Annotated in this window: 19 protein-coding genes, 1 pseudogene and 1 riboswitch; of the genes and pseudogenes, 13 read left to right on the top strand and 7 right to left on the bottom strand. The window is 64.4% G+C overall.

Translation table 11 applies throughout. The features are described 5' to 3' along the window. The first annotated feature begins 48 nt into the window (after positions 1-48). The 4 genes from J3489_RS09240 (at position 49) to J3489_RS09225 (ending at position 4,682) form a co-directional block, all read left to right on the top strand. Positions 49-783: a c-type cytochrome gene (locus J3489_RS09240; RefSeq protein ID WP_206997419.1), complete on the top strand. Its 735-nt coding sequence runs from the start codon at positions 49-51 to the stop codon at positions 781-783. A gap of 21 nt (positions 784-804) precedes the next feature. Next, positions 805-2,103 (top strand): c-type cytochrome, encoded by a 1,299-nt coding sequence (locus J3489_RS09235; protein ID WP_206997418.1) that lies wholly within the window; start codon positions 805-807, stop codon positions 2,101-2,103. A gap of 140 nt (positions 2,104-2,243) precedes the next feature. Then, positions 2,244-2,864, top strand: a complete 621-nt coding sequence (trhA, locus tag J3489_RS09230) for a PAQR family membrane homeostasis protein TrhA (RefSeq protein WP_206997417.1) — start codon at positions 2,244-2,246, stop codon at positions 2,862-2,864. A 189-nt stretch (positions 2,865-3,053) separates the two neighbouring features. Beyond that, a complete protein-coding gene (locus J3489_RS09225; protein WP_206997416.1) occupies positions 3,054-4,682 on the top strand; it encodes a DEAD/DEAH box helicase in 1,629 nt (542 codons plus the stop codon). 19 nt (positions 4,683-4,701) lie between these two features. On the opposite strand, the gene J3489_RS09220 is transcribed toward J3489_RS09225, so the two are convergent. The 3 genes from J3489_RS09220 to J3489_RS09210 form a co-directional block, all read right to left on the bottom strand. Further along, complete coding sequence (locus J3489_RS09220) at positions 4,702-5,232, bottom strand: pyridoxamine 5'-phosphate oxidase family protein (RefSeq protein ID WP_206997415.1); 531 nt, start codon at positions 5,230-5,232, stop codon at positions 4,702-4,704. 201 nt (positions 5,233-5,433) lie between these two features. After that, positions 5,434-6,261 (bottom strand): ferritin-like domain-containing protein, encoded by an 828-nt coding sequence (locus tag J3489_RS09215; protein WP_206997414.1) that lies wholly within the window; start codon positions 6,259-6,261, stop codon positions 5,434-5,436. 238 nt (positions 6,262-6,499) lie between these two features. Then, positions 6,500-8,137 (bottom strand): gamma-glutamyltransferase family protein, encoded by a 1,638-nt coding sequence (locus J3489_RS09210; protein WP_206997413.1) that lies wholly within the window; start codon positions 8,135-8,137, stop codon positions 6,500-6,502. A gap of 281 nt (positions 8,138-8,418) precedes the next feature. On the opposite strand from J3489_RS09210, the gene J3489_RS09205 reads away from it, so the two are divergent. Then, positions 8,419-9,198 (top strand): DeoR/GlpR family DNA-binding transcription regulator, encoded by a 780-nt coding sequence (locus tag J3489_RS09205; RefSeq protein ID WP_206997412.1) that lies wholly within the window; start codon positions 8,419-8,421, stop codon positions 9,196-9,198. Between the two features lie 386 nt (positions 9,199-9,584). After that, the gene (locus J3489_RS09200; protein ID WP_206997411.1) at positions 9,585-9,782 is read left to right on the top strand and encodes a hypothetical protein; all 198 of its coding nucleotides are present in this window, start codon (positions 9,585-9,587) and stop codon (positions 9,780-9,782) included. Between the two features lie 181 nt (positions 9,783-9,963). Here J3489_RS09200 and J3489_RS09195 read toward each other — a convergent pair whose 3' ends face one another. Beyond that, positions 9,964-10,335 (bottom strand): hypothetical protein, encoded by a 372-nt coding sequence (locus J3489_RS09195; protein WP_206997410.1) that lies wholly within the window; start codon positions 10,333-10,335, stop codon positions 9,964-9,966. Between the two features lie 159 nt (positions 10,336-10,494). On the opposite strand from J3489_RS09195, the gene glpD reads away from it, so the two are divergent. The 4 genes from glpD to J3489_RS09175 all read left to right on the top strand — a co-directional run bounded on the left by glpD (position 10,495) and on the right by J3489_RS09175 (position 15,446). Beyond that, positions 10,495-12,072, top strand: a complete 1,578-nt coding sequence (gene glpD / locus J3489_RS09190) for a glycerol-3-phosphate dehydrogenase (RefSeq protein WP_206997409.1) — start codon at positions 10,495-10,497, stop codon at positions 12,070-12,072. Positions 12,073-12,254: 182 nt separating this feature from the next. Then, positions 12,255-13,754 carry a glycerol kinase GlpK gene (gene glpK, locus J3489_RS09185; RefSeq protein ID WP_206997408.1) on the top strand — a complete coding sequence of 500 codons (1,500 nt, stop codon included), beginning with the start codon at positions 12,255-12,257 and terminating at the stop codon, positions 13,752-13,754. A 125-nt stretch (positions 13,755-13,879) separates the two neighbouring features. Next, complete coding sequence (locus J3489_RS09180) at positions 13,880-14,587, top strand: MIP/aquaporin family protein (protein ID WP_206997407.1); 708 nt, start codon at positions 13,880-13,882, stop codon at positions 14,585-14,587. A gap of 172 nt (positions 14,588-14,759) precedes the next feature. Next, on the top strand, positions 14,760-15,446 hold the full coding sequence (locus J3489_RS09175) for an HAD family hydrolase (protein WP_206997406.1): 687 nt from the start codon (positions 14,760-14,762) through the stop codon (positions 15,444-15,446). 93 nt (positions 15,447-15,539) lie between these two features. Here the strand turns inward: J3489_RS09175 and ribB are convergent, their stop codons facing one another. The 3 genes and pseudogenes from ribB to J3489_RS09165 all read right to left on the bottom strand — a co-directional run bounded on the left by ribB (position 15,540) and on the right by J3489_RS09165 (position 17,881). Then, a complete protein-coding gene (gene ribB / locus J3489_RS09170; protein WP_206997405.1) occupies positions 15,540-16,238 on the bottom strand; it encodes a 3,4-dihydroxy-2-butanone-4-phosphate synthase in 699 nt (232 codons plus the stop codon). Positions 16,239-16,360: 122 nt separating this feature from the next. Further along, positions 16,361-16,548, bottom strand: a riboswitch (FMN riboswitch). 76 nt (positions 16,549-16,624) lie between these two features. Next, positions 16,625-16,696, bottom strand: a pseudogene (locus J3489_RS37510) (helix-turn-helix domain-containing protein); the annotation flags it as partial. 12 nt (positions 16,697-16,708) lie between these two features. Then, positions 16,709-17,881, bottom strand: a complete 1,173-nt coding sequence (locus J3489_RS09165; protein WP_206997404.1) for an MFS transporter — start codon at positions 17,879-17,881, stop codon at positions 16,709-16,711. Between the two features lie 264 nt (positions 17,882-18,145). On the opposite strand from J3489_RS09165, the gene miaB reads away from it, so the two are divergent. Genes miaB through ybeY form a run of 3 tightly spaced genes read left to right on the top strand, consistent with a single transcriptional unit; the run spans position 18,146 to position 21,149 of the window. Beyond that, positions 18,146-19,528 (top strand): tRNA (N6-isopentenyl adenosine(37)-C2)-methylthiotransferase MiaB, encoded by a 1,383-nt coding sequence (gene miaB, locus J3489_RS09160; protein ID WP_206997403.1) that lies wholly within the window; start codon positions 18,146-18,148, stop codon positions 19,526-19,528. Between the two features lie 30 nt (positions 19,529-19,558). Beyond that, a complete protein-coding gene (locus tag J3489_RS09155) occupies positions 19,559-20,623 on the top strand; it encodes a PhoH family protein (RefSeq protein ID WP_206997402.1) in 1,065 nt (354 codons plus the stop codon). Positions 20,624-20,666: 43 nt separating this feature from the next. Then, positions 20,667-21,149, top strand: a complete 483-nt coding sequence (gene ybeY, locus J3489_RS09150; protein WP_206997584.1) for an rRNA maturation RNase YbeY — start codon at positions 20,667-20,669, stop codon at positions 21,147-21,149. Positions 21,150-21,166 lie beyond the last annotated feature (17 nt).

Here is a 21,166-nt window from a genome sequence, read left to right as displayed (position 1 = left end):
CATTACATACACCGAGCCGATCGAAGCCCGGTCAGGTCCCCGAATAACATGGAGTTACGCGTGTCTTCAAGACGCATTTTCCGCCCGCTGCTCGCCCTTTTGCTGATCGGCACAGCAGGCGTCTATAGCGCTGCGAAAGCGCAGACTCAACCCAATCCTCCGGTCGACACGATGGAATCGCGAGTGCAAGGCTGCACCGCATGCCACGGCACGCACGGGCAGGGCACCGACAATGACTACTTCCCGCGCCTCGCGGGCAAGCCGGCCGACTATCTGTACAATCAGCTCGTCAACTTCCGCGAAGCCCGCCGGAAGTACCCGCCGATGAACTACCTCGTGACGTACCTCTCGGACGACTACCTTCACGAGATCGCGACGTACTTCTCCCAGCAGCGCCCGCCGTACCCGCCGCCGTCGAAGCCGACGGTCTCGCCGGCCACGCTCGCGCGCGGCAAGGATATTGTTCTGCACGGCATCCCGTCGAAGAACGTGCCGGCCTGCGCGGCCTGCCACGGCTCGCAGTTGACCGGCATGCAACCGGCTATTCCGGGTCTCGTCGGCCTGCATAGCGATTACATCAGCGCCCAGCTCGGCGCATGGCGTTCGGGCTCGCGTCACGCGATCGCGCCGGATTGCATGCACGAAGTCGCCACGCGCCTGACCGACGACGACGTGAACGCCGTCGCTTCGTGGCTTTCCACGCAGCCGGCTCCGCAAAACCCCGTGCCGGCTCCGGCCCGCTCGTTGAAGACTCCGCTTGCCTGCGGCAGCGAACCGCAATAAGGCGCGAGGAGAGAGATTCAAATGAAACGCAAGTCCCTGTTCGCACTTTCTGCTGTCGTCATCGTGGCGGCGGCCGCGCTCGTTCCCGTCTTGTGGTCGGGCGGCGACAACCTGCACAACGGCGCGGCCATGGCAGCGACGCCGGAAGACCAGGCTGCGCTGATCAAGCGCGGCGAGTACCTCGCCCGCGCCGGCGACTGTATCGCGTGCCACACGGTGCGCGGCGGCCAGACCTTCGCCGGCGGCCTGCCGATGCTGACGCCGTTCGGCACGCTGTACACGCCGAACATCACGCCGGATGACCAATACGGCATCGGCAAGTGGTCGTCGGACGACTTCTATCGCGCGCTGCACACGGGCCGCTCGAAGGACGGCAGCCTGCTTTACCCGGCGTTCCCGTTCGCGAGCTACACAAAGGTCACGCGCGCCGATTCCGACGCGATCTACGCGTACTTGCGCTCGGTTCCGCCGGCCTCCGTGCCGAGCCATCCGCAAGAGCTCAAGTTCCCGTTCAACAACCGCAACCTGCTGATCGGGTGGCGCACGCTGTTCTTCCGCGAAGGCGAGTACAAGCCTGATCCGACGAAGTCGGTCGAATGGAATCGCGGCGCTTACCTCATCGAAGGTCTCGGCCACTGCAGCATGTGCCATACGTCGATCAACGCGATGGGCGGCCCGGTCAACTCGGCGGCCTTCGCCGGCGGCCTGATCCCGCTGCAGAACTGGTATGCGCCGTCGCTGACGTCGAACAAGGAAGCCGGCCTCGGAGAGTGGGAAACGAAGGACATCACCGATCTCCTGAAGACCGGCGTATCGCAGCGCGGCGCGGTGTTCGGCCCGATGGCCGAAGTCGTGCACAACAGCATGCAATATATGTCCGACGACGACGTCAAGGCGATGGCGACGTACCTGAAGACGATCCCGCAGAAGCAGGAAGCGCCGGAATCGTTGCAATTGGAAACGTCTGAACAGTTCGGCAGCGAACTGTTGGACCAGGGTCATAAGATTTATACCAATCAGTGTGCGAAGTGCCACGCGGAAAACGGTCTCGGCTTCCCGCCGGCGTTCCCGCCGCTCGCGAACAACCAGTCGATTCAGATGCCGTCGGCGGTCAATCCGATCCGCATGGTGCTGAACGGCGGTTATCCGCCGAGCACGGAAGGCAATTCGAAGCCGCACGGCATGCCGCCGTTCGCTCAATCGCTGTCGAATCAGGAAGTGGCTGCAGTTGTGACGTACATCCGGAAGACGTGGGGCAACCACGGCACCGCGGTATCGCCGCAACAAGTGAGCGACCTGCGTTCGGCGCCGCTCGACTAAGCGCGGCCTGACGCAACCGGGCGCGGCCTGCGGGAAACCGCGGCTGCGCCTTTCGTTTTTTCAGGGCTGGCGGTTTTACCGGACCGGTCTGGCCTGCCTTTTGCGCCACCCGCGCATGAAGGCATTTAGGGGGTTTTGCCGTGCATATCGGTGAGCGTTTCAACAGCATCAGTCACCTGGTCGGCGCCGTGCTGGCGGTGGCGGGGCTGGCGGCGCTCGTCACGATGGGCGCGCTCGACGGCGATGCGTACAAGGTGGTCAGCTTCAGCGTCTACGGCTCGATGCTGTTCGTGCTGTACACGATCTCGACGCTCTATCACAGCATCCGTCATCCGCGCGTCAAGGCAATCCTACAAAAATGCGATCATGCGGCGATCTATTTGCTGATCGCGGGCAGCTATACGCCGTTCACGCTCGTCACGCTGCGCGGGCCGTGGGGGTGGTCGCTGTTCGGCGTGAGCTGGGGGCTGGCGGCGGTCGGCATCGTGCAGGAACTGACGCTCGGGCGCCGAACCCGCAGCGTATCGATGGTGCTCTATGTGCTGATGGGATGGCTTGCGCTCGTCGCCGTCCGTCCGCTCGTCGAGGCATTGCCGCCCGCGGGCACGGCATGGCTCGTTGCCGGCGGAGTCATTTATAGCGTCGGCATCTATTTTTTCATCAACGACGAGCGCATTCGACACGGTCACGGCATCTGGCATCTGTTCGTGCTGGCCGGCAGCCTGTGTCAATTCGTCAGCGTCGCGGCGTATGTCGCGTAACGCGTCCGGTCAACCCGTCGCAGCGTGCTCGCCGGCGAATGCAACTTAACGCGCAGCACCGTGTCTTGAATGCACGTGCTTGCTATGCGGTGCGCATCTGCGCCGCCGATTTACCCGGCCGTCGACTGTCCGCGCCCAAGGGCTGCGTGAAGCGACGGTCGTCATTACCGAATTGCTAGAAGAAACGCTATGTCTTTTGATTCTCTCGGCTTGTCCGAACCGTTGGTGCGAGCCGTTCATGAACTCGGCTACACGTCCCCCACTCCGATCCAGAAACAAGCGATCCCTGCCGTGCTCAACGGCGGCGACCTGCTCGCCGGCGCGCAGACCGGCACCGGCAAGACGGCCGGCTTCACGCTCCCGATCCTGCAGCGCCTGGCTTCGATGCCAGCCGGCGCGCAGCACGCGAAGCGCGTGGCGGTGCGCGCGCTGATCCTCACGCCGACCCGCGAGCTCGCCGCGCAAGTCGAAGAAAGCGTGCGTGCGTACGGCAAGTATCTGAAGCTGAAGTCGACGGTGATGTTCGGCGGCGTCGGCATCAATCCGCAAATCGATGCGTTGAAGCGCGGTGTCGATATCGTCGTCGCGACGCCGGGGCGGCTGCTCGATCACATGCAGCAAAAGACGATCGACGTGTCGCAGCTCGAAATCCTCGTGCTCGACGAAGCCGACCGCATGCTCGACATGGGCTTCATTCACGACATCAAGCGCGTGCTCGCGAAGCTCCCGCCGAAGCGGCAGAACCTGCTCTTTTCGGCGACCTTCTCCGACGAGATCAAGACGCTCGCCGACAGCCTGCTCGACTCGCCCGCGCTGATCGAAGTCGCGCGCCGCAATACGACAGCGGAAACGGTCGCGCAGAAAATCTATCCGGTCGATCGCGACCGCAAGCGCGAGCTGCTCACGCATCTGATCCATCAGCACAACTGGTTTCAGGTGCTCGTCTTCACGCGCACGAAGCACGGTGCGAACCGGCTCGCCGAGCAATTGACGAAAGACGGCATCAGCGCGCTCGCGATCCACGGCAACAAGAGCCAGTCGGCGCGGACGCGCGCGCTCGCGGAGTTCAAGAACAACACGCTGCAAGTGCTCGTCGCGACCGACATCGCCGCGCGCGGCATCGACATCGATCAGCTCCCGCACGTCGTCAACTACGACTTGCCGAACGTGCCCGAAGACTACGTGCACCGGATCGGCCGCACAGGGCGCGCGGGCGCGAGCGGCGAAGCGGTGTCGCTCGTATGCGTCGACGAACTGCAGTTGCTCAAGGACATCGAAAAGCTCATCAAGCGCAGCGTGCCGCAGGAAGTGATCGCGGGCTTCGACCCCGATCCGAATGCGAAGCCCGAGCCGATTCAGCGCCGCGGACAAGGGGGTGGCGGCCGTCAGCCGCGTCAGGGTCAGGGTCAGGGGCAAGGGCAAGGCGGCGGTGCGCGGCGCGAAAGCGCGGCGCCGTCCGCTGCGAAGCAGGGGCAGCGTGCTCAGCCAGTGCCTCGTCGTGAAGGCGGCAGCGAGGCCGGCGCGCGCCAAGCTCGTCCGGCAACGGCGGGCGCAGGGGCAGCGACGCAGCCGCGTCAAGATGCACGTCGCGCTCCGGCTCGTCATGCAGCGGCCAAGCCGCAATCGCAAAACACGCAGCGCCAGGATTCGGCCCACGGCGAAGCGCGTGCCCCAAGGCACGACAACGCTCCGGCAAACAACGGCTACGCAGGCAACCGAAAGGCGCAAAACAACCCTGGCGCACTGCTCGGGGGCGCGCCGCGCAGCGAGGCTTCGCGCCGCGAACGACCCGTGCGCAACGGCCAGCGCGGCCGCTGATCGCGCAGGCGATAACGCGTCAGCGGTCCGCTGCGCCGCTCGCGGCTTGTCTCAGGTGCTCGATCTGCCGTTCCCATCGATCGAGCACCGCATCCCTCTCCTCTTCCAATTCGAACGCGATGCCGCTCGTCAAGCGCGCGTAGCGGACCCTCTGCGACTCACCCGTGTCGATCGATCCGGCGAAGCACGCCAACGATCCCGGTGCGGCGCGCTCGTCGTCCGTCAACGGCTGCACGTCAAGCTGCACTTGATAGAAAGCCTCGTCGTGCACGAAGGTCAACGCGGCCTGCCCTCGTTCGTGCAGCGCGCGCGCCGCGCGCGAGCTCGGCCATAGCGCGAAGCAAAGCGTCCGCGAATCGGGCGCGTACAATTCGCCCGCGCTCAACAGCGACGTGCGCACATGACCGTTCACATCGATCGTCACCAGCGACGCCGTAAAGCCTGTCTTGGCGGCAAGCGCCGTGCCGTCGAACAGTGCGCGCAATTCGGGCGGCCATTCATCGAAGGCGCTTTGTTCGAGCGCGGTTTCGCGAGAAGTGGAATCGGACATGGCGTGCCTCGCTCATCAGCGGAACTCGTGCAGCGTTGCATGGGACCCGAGTAAGTGCTCTGCATGGGGCCGGAGTAAGTGCTGAAGCACTAACTCCGGCCGACAGCTAAAGCGCTAACTCGGTTCGACAACGAAAATGGCCCGCATCGAGCGGGCCATTTCGTTGTAGCACAAACGAGCAGCGTGCATCACGCCATCTGCCTAGCGAAAGAAGACGTGCTGCGTGATCTTCGCAAGCGGATAGTGGACGCCCGGCTGAATCTTCGCGGGCAGATCGAGCGGTTTCAGCAGCATCTTCACGCACATATCGGCCGACAGATTGCGCCGCACCAATGCATTGACGCGCGCGACGCGATCCCGGTTGTAGTTCAAATCGTTGACGCGTTCGGGATAGCGAATCGCGAACACATGCCGCAACGCGATTTCCGAATCCTCGTTCTTGATTTCCATCACCCGGCGCATCAGCGCGCCGAGCACCGCGAGCCTGCCGTTGCCTTCGGTCTTGTTGTACTTCTTGAAGTATTTGAAAAAATGCTTGTAGTGGCGGACTTCGTCGGTGCGGATGTTGTCGGTGATTTCCTTGAGCACCGGTTCGTCGGAACACTCGTTGATCGCGCGGTACAACGTGGCCGTGCCCGTCTCGACCACGCAGCGCGCGACCATCTCCAGCGCGCGGCTCTTCTCGAACTGCTCGACCGAGCAGGTCTTCGAATACTCGTCGAAGAAGTCATGGAAGGCCGTGTCCCAGTCGAATTCCGGCCAAACGTAATGGATATAGGCTTTCAACGCACGGCCGTGCTGCAGTTCCTCGGGCTCCCATTCGTTGTTGAGCCACGTGGACACTTCGGGATCGCCATGGAAGAACGTGGTGAGATTGCTCGTGTAGAGGTCGGAGCCGCTTTCGATGAACGACGCGGCGCAGAGCAACAGCAAGAGATCCTCATTTGCCGCGGCACGCTGACGATCGATCCGCGTGAGATCGATGTCCTCGATACGCCAAGGCATCACATGGTTGGAATCAGTTTGCATACGTTGCGCTCCCAAAGCCGCATTCAATTCTATGGCCTGCGCATACCGCGCCTTCAGTAGAAGCGCGTTGCCGAATCCGCGTTGAATACAGCGCAATTGAATTTGTTAATCCTTATATCCGGAATCTTAGCCGGACTTTCGCGAGCCTGCCGGCAAGTAGCACAGACCATGCCGCGCGCCGTCGGTTCCTTGGTCTTCTATCGCAAAGTCAGACATTCGTTACACGATATAACGCCGTTCAAAAGCCTGCCGCGAGCCCGTCGCGGCGGCTGTCGCTGGCCGCGACATATCCGCGCTCAGGATCGTTGCGATCGAGCCTCCAGATGTATTGGCCGGAGCCGAAATCCATATATGGATCGTCGATGGACTGAATCGTATGGCCGCGCGCTTCGAGCGCACGCGCGGTGTTCGCATCGAGCGTCGCTTCGATGTCGATTGTGAAGTCGCGGTTGACTTTCCAGCGCGGCGCATCGCATGCGGCCTGCGGCTGCTGTCCGTAGTCGAGCATGCGCACGATCGACTGCAGATGACCTTGCGGCTGCATGTCGCCGCCCATCACGCCGAAGCTCATCACGGCTTCTTCTTTGCCGTCGACGCGCTGTGTCAGGAACGCCGGGATGATCGTGTGAAACGGCCGCTTGCCGCCTGCGACGACATTCGGCGAAGCCGGGTCCGTCGAAAAGCCGAAGCCGCGGTTCTGCATCGAAATGCCGGTATCGGGCACGACGATGCCCGAGCCGAAGCCCATGTAGTTCGACTGAATGAAGCTCACCATCATCCCGCGCTCGTCGGCCGCCGACAGATAGATCGTGCCGCCCGCGCGCGGCATGCCGACGTTAAAGGGCGTGGCGCGGCGCGGGTCGATCAGCTTGGCGCGCGAGGCGAGGTAGGCGTCGTCGAGCATCTGCTCGGGGGTGACGTCCATCGAGCGCGGGTCGGCGACATAGCGGTAGACGTCGGCGAACGCGAGCTTCATCGCTTCGATTTGGAGGTGCTGTGATTCGATGCCGTCGACGGGCAATGCGCCGACATCGAATTTCTCCAGGATGCCGAGCGCGATCAGCGCGGCAATGCCCTGCCCGTTCGGCGGGATCTCGTGGACCGTGTAGCCGCGATAGTCCTTGCCGATCGGCTCGACCCAGTCGGCGCGGTAGTTGCGCAGATCGTCGACGGTCAGCGCGCCGCCGCCCTCGCGCGCGAACGCCGCGATCCGCTCGGCGATCTCGCCTTCGTAGTAGGCGCGCGGACCTTTTTCGGCGAGGTAGCGCAACGTCTTGGCGTGGCCGGGAAAGCGCACGAGCTCGCTCACCTCCGGCGCGCGGCCGCGCGGCATGAAGGTGGCGGCAAAGCCCGGCTCGTCCTTCAGCTCAGGCACGGCCGCCGCCCACTTGTACGCGACGATGGCGGCCAGTGCGTGCCCGCGCTCGGCGATCTCGATCGCCGGGGCCATCAGATCCGCGAACGGCAGCGAGCCGAACTTGCCATGCAGGGCCTCCCAGCCGGCGATCACGCCGGGCACCGTGACTGCGTCCCAGCCGCGCTTGGGTTGCTTCGCCCGTCCGTGCTCCTCGCCGTACTTGCGCTTGAAATAGTCGACGTTCCACGCCGCCGGCGCGACGCCCGACGCGTTCAGCCCATGCAGCCTCGTACCGTCCCAGACGAGCGCAAACGCATCGCCGCCGAGGCCGCACGACACCGGTTCGACGACGGTAATCGCGGCGGCGGCGGCAATCGCTGCATCGATGGCGTTGCCGCCTTTCCATAGCATGCGCAGACCGGCTTGTGCGGCGAGCGGATGCGAAGTCGAGACGATATTGCGGGCGAAGACCGGCAGACGCTGCGTGGGGTACGGGTTTTGCCAGTTGAAGCGGGTCATGTCGTGGGCTCTCGGCGGAAAACGGGTGAGATGGAAAAGTCTGACTGACTGCAGATTCGGATTATGAATACCCGGTGCGGATCGTGCAGAGCACGCTACAGATGTCAACGAAAGCGAACACGAGCGGCCGCTTGCGCGCGGAGCGACTCCGCGCTTATGGCCGGAATACTATGGCCCCGATTGGAAGAAACCATCGCAGATGCCGCCTGAGCCGGCCGCCGCAGGTTTTACAATACGCTCACTTCAACCGCCGCGTGCCGAGCACCGCCGACCGACAAGCCATGACCCGAGACCCACGCTTGACCCTCAACGCGCGTCAACAGGAATTGCTCGAATGGGTGCAGCGTGACGGCTTCGTGACCGTCGACGATCTCGCCGCCCACTTCGACGTGACGCCGCAGACGATCCGGCGCGACGTCAACTGGCTCGCGGACATGAACCTGCTGCGCCGCTACCACGGCGGCGCAAGCTTGCCGACGAGCTCGGAAAACGTCTCCTACGCCGCGCGCCAGCGGATGTTCCATGACGAAAAGCGCCGCATCGCCGCGCTGGTCGCCACCCACATTCCCGATCAGGCGTCGCTTTTCATCAACCTCGGCACGACGACCGAGGAAGTGGCGCGCGCGCTCAACCGCCATCGCGGCCTGCACGTCATCACGAACAATCTGAACGTTGCGAACATGATGAGCGGCTATCCCGATTGCGAGGTGCTCGTGACCGGCGGCATCGTGCGGCCATGGGACAAAGGCATCGTCGGCGAGCTCGCCATCGAGTTCATCAAGCAGTTCAAGGTCGATTTCGCGATCATCGGCACGTCGAGCATCGAGACCGACGGCACGCTGCGCGATTTCGACACGCGCGAGGTTCGCGTGGCCGAAGCGATCATGGAGCACGCGCGCACCATCTATCTCGCCGCCGACCATTCGAAATTCGGCCGCCCGGCGCTCGTGCGCCAGGGGCACCTGAATCAGATCGACGCGCTCTTTACCGACGCGCCCACGCCGCCCGAAATGGAAGAGACGCTCGCGAAAGCCGGCACGCAGGTGTTCGTCGCCGAATGACACGCGCCGGTTTCGTCACCGGTTAGCGAATGCTCACATGCGCGCACCATGAAAAATCGCGCCAGAGACTAAGCGCGTTTTAGCCAATCTCCTTGCCAAAGCCGCCGAAATGGGTGCGCCACGTGCTGCACCGCACGCAAAACTTCGAGTGAAATCAAGAATTTGCCGCTCCCACCCAACCGCCTCGCGGTAGCTGAATTGTCAAATGGAAAATTTTCGCCAGTCCGTTTGGAGAAGAACGCGCCCTTGACTACACTCCAGTTCCCCGGCGTTCGCCAACGGGCGCCGCTGGTGACAGTTTTTCCCGCACCGACCCAAAAGGTCAGCGCGCGCCGGCCGCAGACGCTGCCGGTTCCTTGACAGTTATGGTTGCCATGGAGAGAACGATGCTGAGCCCGCACGAATTCGCCACGTTGTTGCTCGTAAAGGATGCTCCCAACCAGGTCGACATGGACCGCGAAGAACTCGATGCCTTGCTCGAACATCAGCTTGTTCAGCTCGAGAGTCTGGCCTCCGGCCGCCAGCAATGGCGCATCACCGAGTACGGCGACTCCGCGCTCAAAGCGATCAAGCGTTTTTCTTAGTCGGCGCGGCCGACGGTTGAAAAGCCGCGTATTCGAAATGTGCGTTCGCACCGCCGGTGCGAAGACAAGTTACGACCTCCTGATTCGTTTCGTACGCAAACGGGTCCGCGTCTGCGCGGACCCGTTTGCACTCTTGCGCTGACGCCGCGCCTGCTCACGCCGAGGGCAGGCCCTAAGCCGCTCAGCCGCTTCTCAACGTCGGGTCGACCGCTGCGCGCCAGCTCAGCGCCTTTGCGCGCTGCTCATTGAAGAAAGCGGCCCACTGGCCGCGCGTTTCGCCGCCTCCCGCGCCGAGCGCCGCATAGCGTTGCGCAATCGACACCTGGAACGCACAGAAATCCGGCTTCGAGATCCTCCCGTGGCGGCTCGCGACGTACGCATCGAAGAGCGTCGAATACACGGGCTGCGCGTCGTCCCCGTAGTTCACCGGCTGCGCGCCGCACATGTCCTGCAGCGCGACGAGCGACGGCGCCCCAAACCCGCCGTTCACGCTCGGCGTCCCAACGCAACCGGCGAGCACCGCCGCTGCGCCAATCATCAACAGTCCACGCATGTTCACCTCGCAGTTCTTTCCATGATAGCGCGCGGCAGCTTTCGAATCCTTCGAACGCTATTCTCGAACTTTACTTTTTCGATTTTGTTCGCTAAATTTCGCAAACGAACATTTTTGGTTCGTCTCATTTTCCATCGGCGAACTCAGGGGACAGAGTCAGTGACGCAAGGCACGAGATACGATTTGCTCGTCGTAGGCGGCGGGATCAACGGCGCAGGCATCGCGCGGGACGCCGCCGGGCGCGGCCTGTCGGTGCTGCTCGTCGAGCAGGACGATCTGGCCTCGCATACGTCGTCGTCGAGCACCAAGCTGATCCACGGCGGGCTGCGCTACCTCGAGTACAAGGAATTCGGCCTGGTCCGAAAGGCGCTGCAGGAACGCGAGACGCTCCTCTACGCCGCGCCGCACATCATGTGGCCGCTGCGCTTCGTGATGCCGCACATGCCGAACCTGCGTCCCGCGTGGCTGATCCGCGCCGGGCTCTTCCTCTATGACCATCTGGCGCGGCGCGAACTGCTGCCCGGCTCGCGCGGCATCGACATGCGCCGCCATCCGGCCGGCGCGCCGCTCGTCGATTCGGTCAAGCGCGGCTTCGTCTATTCCGACGGCTGGGTCGACGACGCCCGCCTCGTCGTGCTGAACGCGCTCGACGCGGCCGAACGCGGCGCGACGGTCATGACCCGCACGAAGCTCGCGAGCGCCGTGCGCGTGGGCGGCGAATGGCACGCGCAGCTCGAATCGAAAGACGACGGCAGGCTGATCGACGTGCGCGCCGGCGCGATCGCCAATGCGGCCGGGCCGTGGGTCGGCCAGTTGCTCTCGGGCGCGCTCGGCCACGAGGCGCAGCACAGCGTGCGGCTCGTCAAGGGCAGCCACATCGTCACGCGGCGCCTGTTCGAACACGATCACGCGTACATCTTCCAGAACCCCGACAAGCGGATCATCTTCGCGATCCCCTACGAACACGACTACACGCTGATCGGCACAACCGACATCGAATACCGCGGCGACCCCGCGCAAGTCGCGATCACCGAAGACGAAACGCGCTACCTGTGCGAGTCGATCAACCGCTACTTCAAGCGCCAGATTTCGCCGAAGGACGTCTGCTGGACGTACTCAGGCGTGCGGCCGCTGCTCGAAGAGGAAGGCGCGGACAACCCGTCCGCCGTCACGCGCGACTACAAGCTCGAACTCGACGCGAAGCCGGGTCAGGCGCCGCTCCTGTCGGTGTTCGGCGGCAAGATCACGACGTTCCGCAAGCTCGCGGAAGAAGCCACCGACATCCTCACCGGCGCGCTCGGCATCGACGCCCACGCATGGACCGCGCGCGTGCCGCTGCCCGGCGGCGACATCGCGCACGCCAGATTCGAACCGTTCGCCGCGCGCTTCGCGGCGGAACACCCGTGGCTGCCCGCCGAGCTCGCGCGCCGCTATGCGCGCGCGTACGGCACGCGCGCCGCGCGCGTGATCGGCAACGCGAAGTCGCTGGCCGACCTTGGCCACGCGTTCGCGCCGGGTCTCTACGAAAGTGAATTGCGCTACCTGCGCGATCACGAGTGGGCGAAGAGCGCGCACGACGTGCTGTGGCGACGCTCGAAGCTCGGCCTGCATCTCGAGGCGGGCACGCCCGACGCCGTGCGCGCCGATATCGACCAATGGTTCGCGCGCTGGCCCGCCGCGGCCGCGGCCTCGCCTAAGCCCGGCGCGCCCCGCGCCGCGTCGCCCATGGCAGGCTGAACACCGTTTCGACATTGCGCGTTAGGCAGTTTTGCATGGGGTCAGAGTAAGCGCCAAAGCGCTAACTCTGACCGACAGGTTTGGAAGCACCCGCAGCCCCGAAGTCCCTTTAAGAAGAAGACGTAACCCCTTCGCCCCGCGGTAAGCAGAGGCGAATCGACTACTACACATGGAGAGAGACAATGCAGGATCAGTACATCTTAGCGCTCGACCAAGGCACCACCAGCTCACGAGCGATGCTGTTCGATCGGCAGGGCAACGTCGTATCCGTCGCCCAGAAGGAATTCGGGCAGATCTATCCACAGCCGGGCTGGGTCGAGCACGACCCGTGGGAAATTTGGTCGACCCAAGCCGGCGTCGCCGCGGAATGCGTGACGCACGCGGGCATGAACGGCTTGTCGATCGCCTCGATCGGCATCACGAACCAGCGCGAGACGACAATCGTCTGGGACCGCGAAACCGGCCAGCCGGTCTACAACGCGATCGTCTGGCAGGACCGGCGCACCGCCGAGTTCTGCGATCAACTGAAAGCACAGGGCCTCGAAGCGAAAGTGCGCGCGAAGACCGGCCTGCCGATCGACGCATACTTTTCCGCGACCAAGGTCCGCTGGATTCTCGACAACGTCGAAGGCGCGCGCGAAAAGGCGAAGCAAGGCCGCCTCGCGTTCGGCACGGTCGACACCTGGCTCGTCTGGAACCTCACGAAGCACGGCCTGCACGTGACCGACGTGACCAACGCGTCGCGCACGATGCTCTTCAATATCCACACGCTCAAATGGGACGACGAGCTGCTCGAACTGCTCGACATCCCGCGCAATATGCTGCCGGAAGTGCGCAGCTCGTCGGAGATCTACGGCTCGACCGTGACCACCGTGTTCGCCACGAAGATTCCGATCAGCGGCATCGCGGGCGATCAGCACGCCGCCCTTTTCGGCCAGATGTGCACGAAGTCCGGCATGGTGAAGAACACCTACGGCACCGGCTGCTTCCTGATGATGAACACCGGCGACAAGCCGATCGAATCGAACAACAACCTCGTCACGACGCTCGCGTGGAAAATCGGCGATCAGGTCAATTACGCGCTCGAAGGCAGCATCTTCATCGCGGGCGCGGTCGTGCAATGGCTGCGTGACGGGCTCGGCATCATCAGGAGCGCGCCGGAAGTCGAAGCGCTCGCCGCCGGCGTCCCGCATAGCGACGGCGTCTACCTCGTGCCCGCGTTCGCCGGCCTCGGCGCGCCGCACTGGAACCCACGCGCACGCGGCACGATGTTCGGCGTCACGCGCGGCACGACCAACGCGCACATCGCGCGCGCCGCGCTCGATTCGATCGCGTATCAATCGGTGGATGTGCTCAAAGCGATGGAAGCCGATTCGGGCATTCGCGTGGGCGAATTGCGCGTGGACGGCGGCGCCTGCGCGAACAACCTCTTGATGCAGTTCCAGGCCGACATCCTCGGCGTCGATGCGGTGCGTCCGCAAGTGAGCGAAACGACGGCGCTCGGCGCGGCGTATCTGGCCGGTCTCGCGGTGGGCTACTGGAAGGACGTCGGCGAACTGCAAAGCCAATGGCAGCTCGACCGCCGCTTCTCGCCGAAGCTGGAACAGCGCGAAGTCGCGCAATGCCTCGCCGGCTGGCAGCGGGCGATCACCGCGGCGAAAGCCTGGGCCGATTCCAACTAACCCGGCTGCAAGACTTGGGCAGCACCAGCGAGGTCGAAGCAGCGCACGCCGCTGCGTCGACACGACATAACAAACGGGCCGGGCATCCTCCGGTCCGCAAACAAATCCATTCGGAGAACAAAACAATGTCCCCTTATATCGCGGAATTCATCGGCACCGCCGTCCTGGTTCTGCTAGGCAACGGCGCCGTCGCCAACGTCCTGCTCGCTCGCACGAAAGGAAAAGGCGCGGATTTGATCGTCATCGTGTGGGGCTGGGCGATGGCCGTGTTCGTCGCGGTCTACATCACCGCCTCGTTCAGCGGCGCACATTTGAACCCGGTCGTCACGATCGCCCTCGCGCTCGCCGGCAAGTTCGCGTGGAGCAAGGTCGGCGGCTACATCGCCGCGCAGATGCTCGGCGGGATGATGGGCGCCTTCATCGTCTGGCTCGCGTACCGGCAGCACTTTTCGAACACCGAAGACGCAGATATCAAGCTCGCGTGCTTCTGCACCGCACCGGCCATCCGCAGCGTGCCGCACAACGTGCTGACGGAAATGATCTGCACGTTCGTGTTGATTCTCGGCGTGCTGTATCTGGCCGCGCCCCATTTCGGCCTCGGCTCGCTCGACGCGCTGCCGGTCGGCCTCCTCGTGCTCGGCATCGGCATTTCGCTCGGCGGCCCGACGGGCTACGCGATGAGCCCCGCGCGCGATCTCGCACCGCGCCTCATGCACGCGCTCCTGCCGATTCCCGGCAAGCGCGACAGCGACTGGCGCTACGCGTGGATTCCGGTCGTCGGACCGCTCGCGGGCGGCGCAATGGCCGCGCTGTTCTACGCCAACGTGCATTGAGGTGCAGGCAGCACCCGGTGAGCAGAAATCGCGCTGACTGAGTTTTGGCGCGGCGGCAATGCACGTATCATGACGCATTCGGACGGAAAGCCCGCGCTTGTTGATGTTTGTCGCCGATCAACGCGGGCTTTCGTCAATTCAAACCGCTGCGCCGCACTCTCGCTCTGCTCCCATGCTCGACCATCTCATCTGTGACTGCGACGGCGTGCTCGTCGACAGCGAAATCATCGCCGATCGCGTGCTCGTCGAGACGCTGTCGGCCACCTTTCCCGGCATCGACTTCGACGAAGTCGCGAAGACGGCGTTCGGTCAGCAGACCTCGCGCTTTCTCGCCGGCCTCGAAACGAAATTCGGCATCACGATGCCCGCCGATTTCCTCGATACGATCGACCGCAATATCGAAGCCGCGCTTGCAAAGTCGCTCGGTCCGATTGCCGGCGTGCGCGATGCGCTGCACAAGGTAACGCTGCCCGCCGCGGTGGTGTCCAACAGCCGCCTCGCGCGGGTCGGCGCGTCGCTCAAGCGCGCCGGGCTCACCGAGATCTTCGGCCCGCGCGTGTTCAGCGCCGAGCAGGTTGCGCGGCCCAAGCCGTTTCCCGATGTGTATCTCTATGCCGCGCAGCAATTGGGCGTCGAGCCGGCGCGCTGCGTGGTCGTGGAGGACAGCGTGTCCGGCCTGCACGCAGCACGCGCGGCGGGCATGAAGACCATCGCGTTCGTCGGCGCGAGTCATATTCCCGACGGCTATGCCGAGGTGCTGCGCAGTCTCGGCGTGACCCGCATCATGGAGCGGATGGAGCAGTTGCCGCAACTCGTCGCCGCCGGGGCGCGCGGGGAGTTCGGGGACGTGCAGTCGTAGCGGACGCTCTGCTTTTTTCGTCGTCCTCGTTCCTTTTCTTTGCTGACTGCCGACCAGCGTTCCAAAGCCCGTCGGCAGTCTTAACACGCAGCGTCAATCCGCATCGGCGACACACTCGCTCGCCGCCGCCAACGCCGTGCGCAATTCCACCAACTCGGCAATCGTCAGCATCGGCAGACCGTGCTTCGCCGCGAAGCGCTCGACATCTGCGCCGCGTGTCATCGTCCCATCCGGATTCATCAGCTCGCACAGCACGCCGGCCGGCTTCAGGCCCGCGAGAATCGCGAGATCGACCGTGCCTTCGGTGTGTCCGCGGCGCGTCAGCACGCCGCCGGGCGCCGCACGCAACGGGAACACGTGGCCAGGACGCACGATATCGGCGGGCTCGGCATCGTCGGCGATCGCCGCGCGGATCGTCGTGACGCGGTCCGCCGCCGAAACGCCGGTGCTCACGCCGTGGCGCGCCTCGATCGACACGGTGAACGCGGTGCCGTGGCGGCTCTCGTTTTGCGCGACCATCGGCGGCAAGTCGAGCGCGCGGATCTTGTCGTCGGGCAGGCACAGGCACACGATGCCGCTGCATTCGCGGATCAAGAGCGCCATCGTCTCGACCGTGAGCCGTTCGGCGGCGACGATCAGGTCGGCTTCGTTTTCGCGGTCGTGATCGTCTTGCAGCACGACGGCGCGGCCTTCGCGCAGCGCTTTGAGCGCGGCGTCGATGCGCGGCGGAATAGCCTCGGTGGAAAGCAGCGGAAGTTCGGCGAACGCCGTGGAAACAACGGTTTGAGACATATGAAACGCTCCTCGCAATGAGTTTGGGCGAAAAACGTTTCAGGGCATTGCAAACAGACAGAACGACGCGCGCGCCGCGCAGCATGAGCCGCACGCCGCAGGCGAAACGGACGTGACTATCTGCACATCTTCTTCCATCCGGACTGTGACCGTCGGCCCTGGCATCGCACCAGGTCTGCTGACCCCGCTCTTTCGGTTGCATAACGACGTCACGCGACGTCACGTCATGAAAGTGCAGGCGCTCGCGGGCTCACCGGCTGATCGCCGGCATACCGCCGGTGGGGAATTTCGCCCCGCCCTGAAGACGCACTGATTGCCGGATCGACCGGCGGGTGAAGCATACAACAGCCGAGCGCTGCTTGCAGCGCGGCGCGTCGCCTACTGACAATCGACGGAATGCCGCGCGCCGATTCGATCTGCGCGAGCATCGCGCGCGGCACGCCCGACGGCCGCGCAAGCGGAAGGCGGCGTTACGAAACCCGCTCGACGACGCGCTTGGCCGCCGGCACATCGAGCCGCGCCGCGAGCCAGGTGAGTGCCAGCGCAGCGACCGCGACCGCCGCAGCAACCAACGGCAGCGTATCGAGCCCATGACCGTGCGTCAGCACGAGTCCGCCGAGCCACGCGCCCGCCGCATTGCCGAAGTTGAACGCGCCGATGTTCAGCGTCGAAGCGAGATTCGGCGCGTGCTTCGCCTTCTCGACGACGCGCATTTGCAGCGGCGGCACCGTCGCGAACGCGGCGATCCCCCACACGAAGATCGTCACCGCCGAGAGCACGGGCGAATGGCTGGTCTTCGCGAAGATCGCCATCACGACCGCGAGCGCCGCCAAGATGCCCATCAGCGACGGCATCAGCGAGCGATCCGCAAGCTTGCCGCCGATCGTATTGCCGATCGTCAGCCCCGCGCCGAACAGCACGAGAATCAGCGTCACCGAGCGCGGCGAGAAACCGCCGAGCTGCTCGAGAATCGGCGTGATGTAGGTGAACACGATGAACACGCCGCCGAAGCCGAGCACCGTCATCGCGAGCGCGAGCCACACTTGCGGTTCTTTCAGCACGCGCACTTCGTGGCGGAGCCCCACAGCCCCCGCGTCATGACGGTTCGGCACCAGCGCCATGACGCTCGCGAGCGACAGCACGCCGATCGCAGCGACGACCCAGAACGTCGTGCGCCAGCCGAATTCCTGGCCGATGAAGGTTCCGAACGGCACGCCGAGCACGTTCGCAAGCGTGAGCCCGGTGAACATCATGGCGATCGCGCTGGCGCGCTTTTCCTGCGGCACCAGCGAGGCGGCCACGACCGCCCCGATCCCGAAGAACGACCCGTGCGCGAATGACGTGACGACGCGCGCCACCATCAGCACGGTGTAGTCAGGGGAGATCGCGCACAGCACGTTGCCGATCACGAAGATCGCCATCAGCATTTGCAGCGCGAACTTGCGCGGCAGCTTGCTCGTCACGACGGCCAGAAGCGGCGCGCCCACCGTGACGCCGAGCGCATAGCCGGAGACGAGCAGCCCGGCCGACGGAATCGTGACGCCAAGGTCGCGCGCGACGTCGGGCAGGATGCCCATGATGACGAACTCGGTCGTGCCGATGGCGAATGCGCTCATCGCGAGCGCCAGCAATGGAATAGGCAATTGAGGTTCCCCGGGAAAGGATTGCGACGTGTCGAATTTTCCCGAGGACGCCGGCATTTGATAATTGGCGCGGAGCTTAAATCATTTTCAAGCGATTTCGAATAATCGAATCGCCGTGCCGGCTCGCGCTCGATCCGCCCGCTGCGGTTCGCAAAACCCGAAAGGCTATAATAGTGGGCTAGGCAGCGCCTATTTGCGCCCCTTTTTTACTCAACCCACTGACGACGGACGCCCCCAGGTCAACCACTGCGAACGGCGAACTTCATGACCAAGAAAGTTTATGTAAAGACCTTCGGCTGCCAGATGAACGAGTACGACTCAGACAAGATGGTCGACGTGCTCGGCGCGGCCGAAGGCCTAGTCAAGACCGACTCCCCGGAAGACGCGGACGTCATCCTCTTCAATACCTGCTCCGTGCGGGAAAAAGCGCAGGAAAAAGTGTTCTCCGACTTGGGCCGCGTGCGCGAGCTCAAGGAAGCGAATCCGAATCTGCTGATCGGCGTGGGCGGCTGTGTCGCGAGCCAGGAAGGCGCGTCGATCGTCGCGCGCGCGCCGTATGTCGACCTCGTGTTCGGCCCGCAGACGCTGCATCGCCTGCCGCAGATGATCGATGCGCGCCGCGCGAGCGGCCGTCCACAAGTCGATATTTCCTTCCCGGAAATCGAGAAGTTCGACCACCTGCCGCCTGCGCGCGTCGAAGGCCCGAGCGCGTTCGTCTCGATCATGGAAGGCTGCAGCAAGTACTGCAGCTACTGCGTCGTGCCGTACACGCGCGGCGAGGAAGTCTCGCGCCCGCTCGACGACGTGCTCACCGAAATCGCCGGCCTCGCCGACCAGGGTGTGCGCGAAGTCACGCTGCTCGGCCAGAACGTGAACGCCTATCGCGGCGCGCTGACGCTCGGCGCGACAGAAATCGCCGATTTCGCCACGCTGATCGAATACGTCGCCGAGATTCCCGGCATCGAGCGGATTCGGTACACGACGTCCCACCCGAAGGAATTCACGCAGCGCCTGATCGACGCCTACGCGAAGGTGGACAAGCTCGTCTCGCACCTGCACCTGCCGGTGCAGCACGGCTCGGACCGCATCCTGATGGCGATGAAGCGCGGCTATACGGTGCTCGAGTACAAGTCGGTGATCCGCAAGCTGCGCGCGATCCGCCCGGACCTGTCGCTGTCGACGGACATCATCGTCGGCTTCCCCGGCGAGACGGACGAAGACTTCGACAAGACGATGGCGCTCGTGCGCGAGATGAGCTACGACACGAGCTTCTCGTTCATCTACAGCCCGCGCCCCGGCACGCCGGCCGCGAGCCTGCACGACGACACGCCGCGCGAGGTGAAGCTCAAACGCCTGCAACATCTGCAAGCCACCATCGACGCGAACGTCAACAAGATCAGCGAAGCGATGGTCGGCACGGTGCAGCGCATCCTGGTCGAGCGGCCCGCGCGCAAGGACCCGAACGAGCTCGCCGGGCGCACCGCGAACAACCGCGTCGTCAATTTCCCGGCGCCCGTCGCGTCGCACGCGCGCCTCATCGGCCAGATGATCGACGTGAAGATCGTGCACGCGTATCCGCATTCGCTGCGCGGCGAAATCGTGCTCACGCCCGAAACGGCCGCGAAAACAGCGGCATCGACGCACTAAGCCAGCTACCTTAAGGATCGAATCTTCGCCTTGAAAGTCGCCCAGTCACTGGAATTCACCGCACCGCGCGAAGACAACGCGCGGCTCGCCAACCTCTGCGGCCCGCTCGACGAAAACCTGCGGCAGATCGAGCAGGCCCTTGACGTCACGCTGCAGCGCCGCGGCCACCGGATTGCCATCCGCGGGCGCGGCGCGAAGCTCGCGCTAGGGGCCCTCGAAAACTTCTACAACCGTGCGCGCGAACCGCTGTCCGTCGACGACATCCAGCTCGCGCTCGTCGAAGCGCGCCATCCAGTCAACCAAGGCGCGAACGGCGGTGCGGAGATCGACGTGCGTTTTCGCGGCGATCCGGATCATCCGTTCGACGAACCCGCGGGTGCAGGCGAAGAAGAAGACCTCGAAGAACTCGGGCCGAAGCTCTACACGCGCCGCGCCGACCTGCGCGGCCGCACGCCCGCGCAGCGCGATTACCTGAAGCAGATCGTGTCGCACGACGTGACGTTCGGCGTCGGGCCAGCCGGCACCGGCAAGACGTACCTCGCGGTGGCGTGCGCGGTCGACGCCCTCGAGCGCGACCAGGTCAAGCGCATCGTGCTGACGCGTCCGGCCGTCGAAGCGGGCGAGCGGCTCGGCTTCCTGCCGGGCGATCTCGCGCAAAAGGTCGACCCGTACCTGCGTCCGCTCTACGACGCTTTGTACGACCTGCTCGGCTTCGACAAGACCGCGAAGATGTTCGAGCGCCAGATGATCGAGATCGCGCCGCTTGCCTACATGCGCGGCCGCACGCTCAATCACGCGTTCATCATCCTCGACGAAGCGCAGAACACGACGCCCGAGCAGATGAAGATGTTCCTGACGCGCATCGGCTTCGGCTCGAAAGCGGTCGTCACCGGCGACACGACGCAGATCGACTTGCCGCGTGGCCACAAGAGCGGGCTGATCGAAGCGCAGCAGGTGCTCGCGAACGTGCGCGGCATTGCGCTCACGCGCTTCACGAGCGCGGACGTGGTGCGTCATCCGCTCGTCGCGCGCATCGTCGAGGCCTACGATGCGCACTCGCACAAGGAAGATCATCACCAGCCCGACGGCCGCTGATCGCCATGCGAGCGCAAACGCCGACCAGAACGAAGCCGACCGCATGACCCGCGTGCCCAAACTGACGCTGAACCTGCAATTCCCGGCGGCGAAGGCCTATCCGGGACACAAGGCGCTGCTGCCGCGCGCGACCGTCGCGAGCTGGATCAAGGCCGCCCTGTTCGCCGACGGCGAGCTGACCGTGCGCTTCGTCGACGCCGACGAAGGCCGCACGCTCAACCGCACGTACCGCGGCAAGGACTACGCGACCAACGTGCTGACGTTCGCCTACGCTGAAGACGAAGACGACCCGGTCGCGGGCGACCTGATTCTGTGCTGCCCCGTAGTCGAAAAGGAAGCCGGCGAGCAGGGCAAGCCGCTCGAGGTGCACTACGCGCACCTGATCGTGCACGGCGCGCTGCACGCGCAAGGCTACGACCACGAAGTCGAGGAAGAAGCGCAGGAAATGGAAGCGCTGGAAACCGAAATCCTGGGGACGCTGGGCTTTCCCGATCCATATGGGAACGATGGGGACGATGACCGATAATCATCCGAACCCCCGCC

This window comes from Trinickia mobilis, from assembly GCF_017315705.1.
Taxonomy (GTDB): domain Bacteria; phylum Pseudomonadota; class Gammaproteobacteria; order Burkholderiales; family Burkholderiaceae; genus Trinickia_A; species Trinickia_A mobilis.
The sequence above is the reverse complement of the archived record's forward strand: the minus strand, read 5'-3'. Positions and strand labels throughout refer to the sequence as shown.

Bases quoted from the DNA above. Each gene is read 5' to 3' on its own strand.
- J3489_RS09240 (WP_206997419.1), top strand. From the start codon at position 49: ATGGAGTTACGCGTGTCTTCAAGACGCATTTTCCGCCCGCTGCTCGCC.
- J3489_RS09235 (WP_206997418.1), top strand. From the start codon at position 805: ATGAAACGCAAGTCCCTGTTCGCACTTTCTGCTGTCGTCATCGTGGCG.
- J3489_RS09225 (WP_206997416.1), top strand. From the start codon at position 3,054: ATGTCTTTTGATTCTCTCGGCTTGTCCGAACCGTTGGTGCGAGCCGTT.
- J3489_RS09220 (WP_206997415.1), bottom strand. From the start codon at position 5,232: ATGTCCGATTCCACTTCTCGCGAAACCGCGCTCGAACAAAGCGCCTTC.
- J3489_RS09215 (WP_206997414.1), bottom strand. From the start codon at position 6,261: ATGCAAACTGATTCCAACCATGTGATGCCTTGGCGTATCGAGGACATC.
- J3489_RS09210 (WP_206997413.1), bottom strand. From the start codon at position 8,137: ATGACCCGCTTCAACTGGCAAAACCCGTACCCCACGCAGCGTCTGCCG.
- J3489_RS09205 (WP_206997412.1), top strand. From the start codon at position 8,419: ATGACCCGAGACCCACGCTTGACCCTCAACGCGCGTCAACAGGAATTG.
- J3489_RS09200 (WP_206997411.1), top strand. From the start codon at position 9,585: ATGCTGAGCCCGCACGAATTCGCCACGTTGTTGCTCGTAAAGGATGCT.
- J3489_RS09195 (WP_206997410.1), bottom strand. From the start codon at position 10,335: ATGCGTGGACTGTTGATGATTGGCGCAGCGGCGGTGCTCGCCGGTTGC.
- glpK (WP_206997408.1), top strand. From the start codon at position 12,255: ATGCAGGATCAGTACATCTTAGCGCTCGACCAAGGCACCACCAGCTCA.
- J3489_RS09180 (WP_206997407.1), top strand. From the start codon at position 13,880: ATGTCCCCTTATATCGCGGAATTCATCGGCACCGCCGTCCTGGTTCTG.
- J3489_RS09175 (WP_206997406.1), top strand. From the start codon at position 14,760: ATGCTCGACCATCTCATCTGTGACTGCGACGGCGTGCTCGTCGACAGC.
- ribB (WP_206997405.1), bottom strand. From the start codon at position 16,238: ATGTCTCAAACCGTTGTTTCCACGGCGTTCGCCGAACTTCCGCTGCTT.
- miaB (WP_206997403.1), top strand. From the start codon at position 18,146: ATGACCAAGAAAGTTTATGTAAAGACCTTCGGCTGCCAGATGAACGAG.
- ybeY (WP_206997584.1), top strand. From the start codon at position 20,667: ATGACCCGCGTGCCCAAACTGACGCTGAACCTGCAATTCCCGGCGGCG.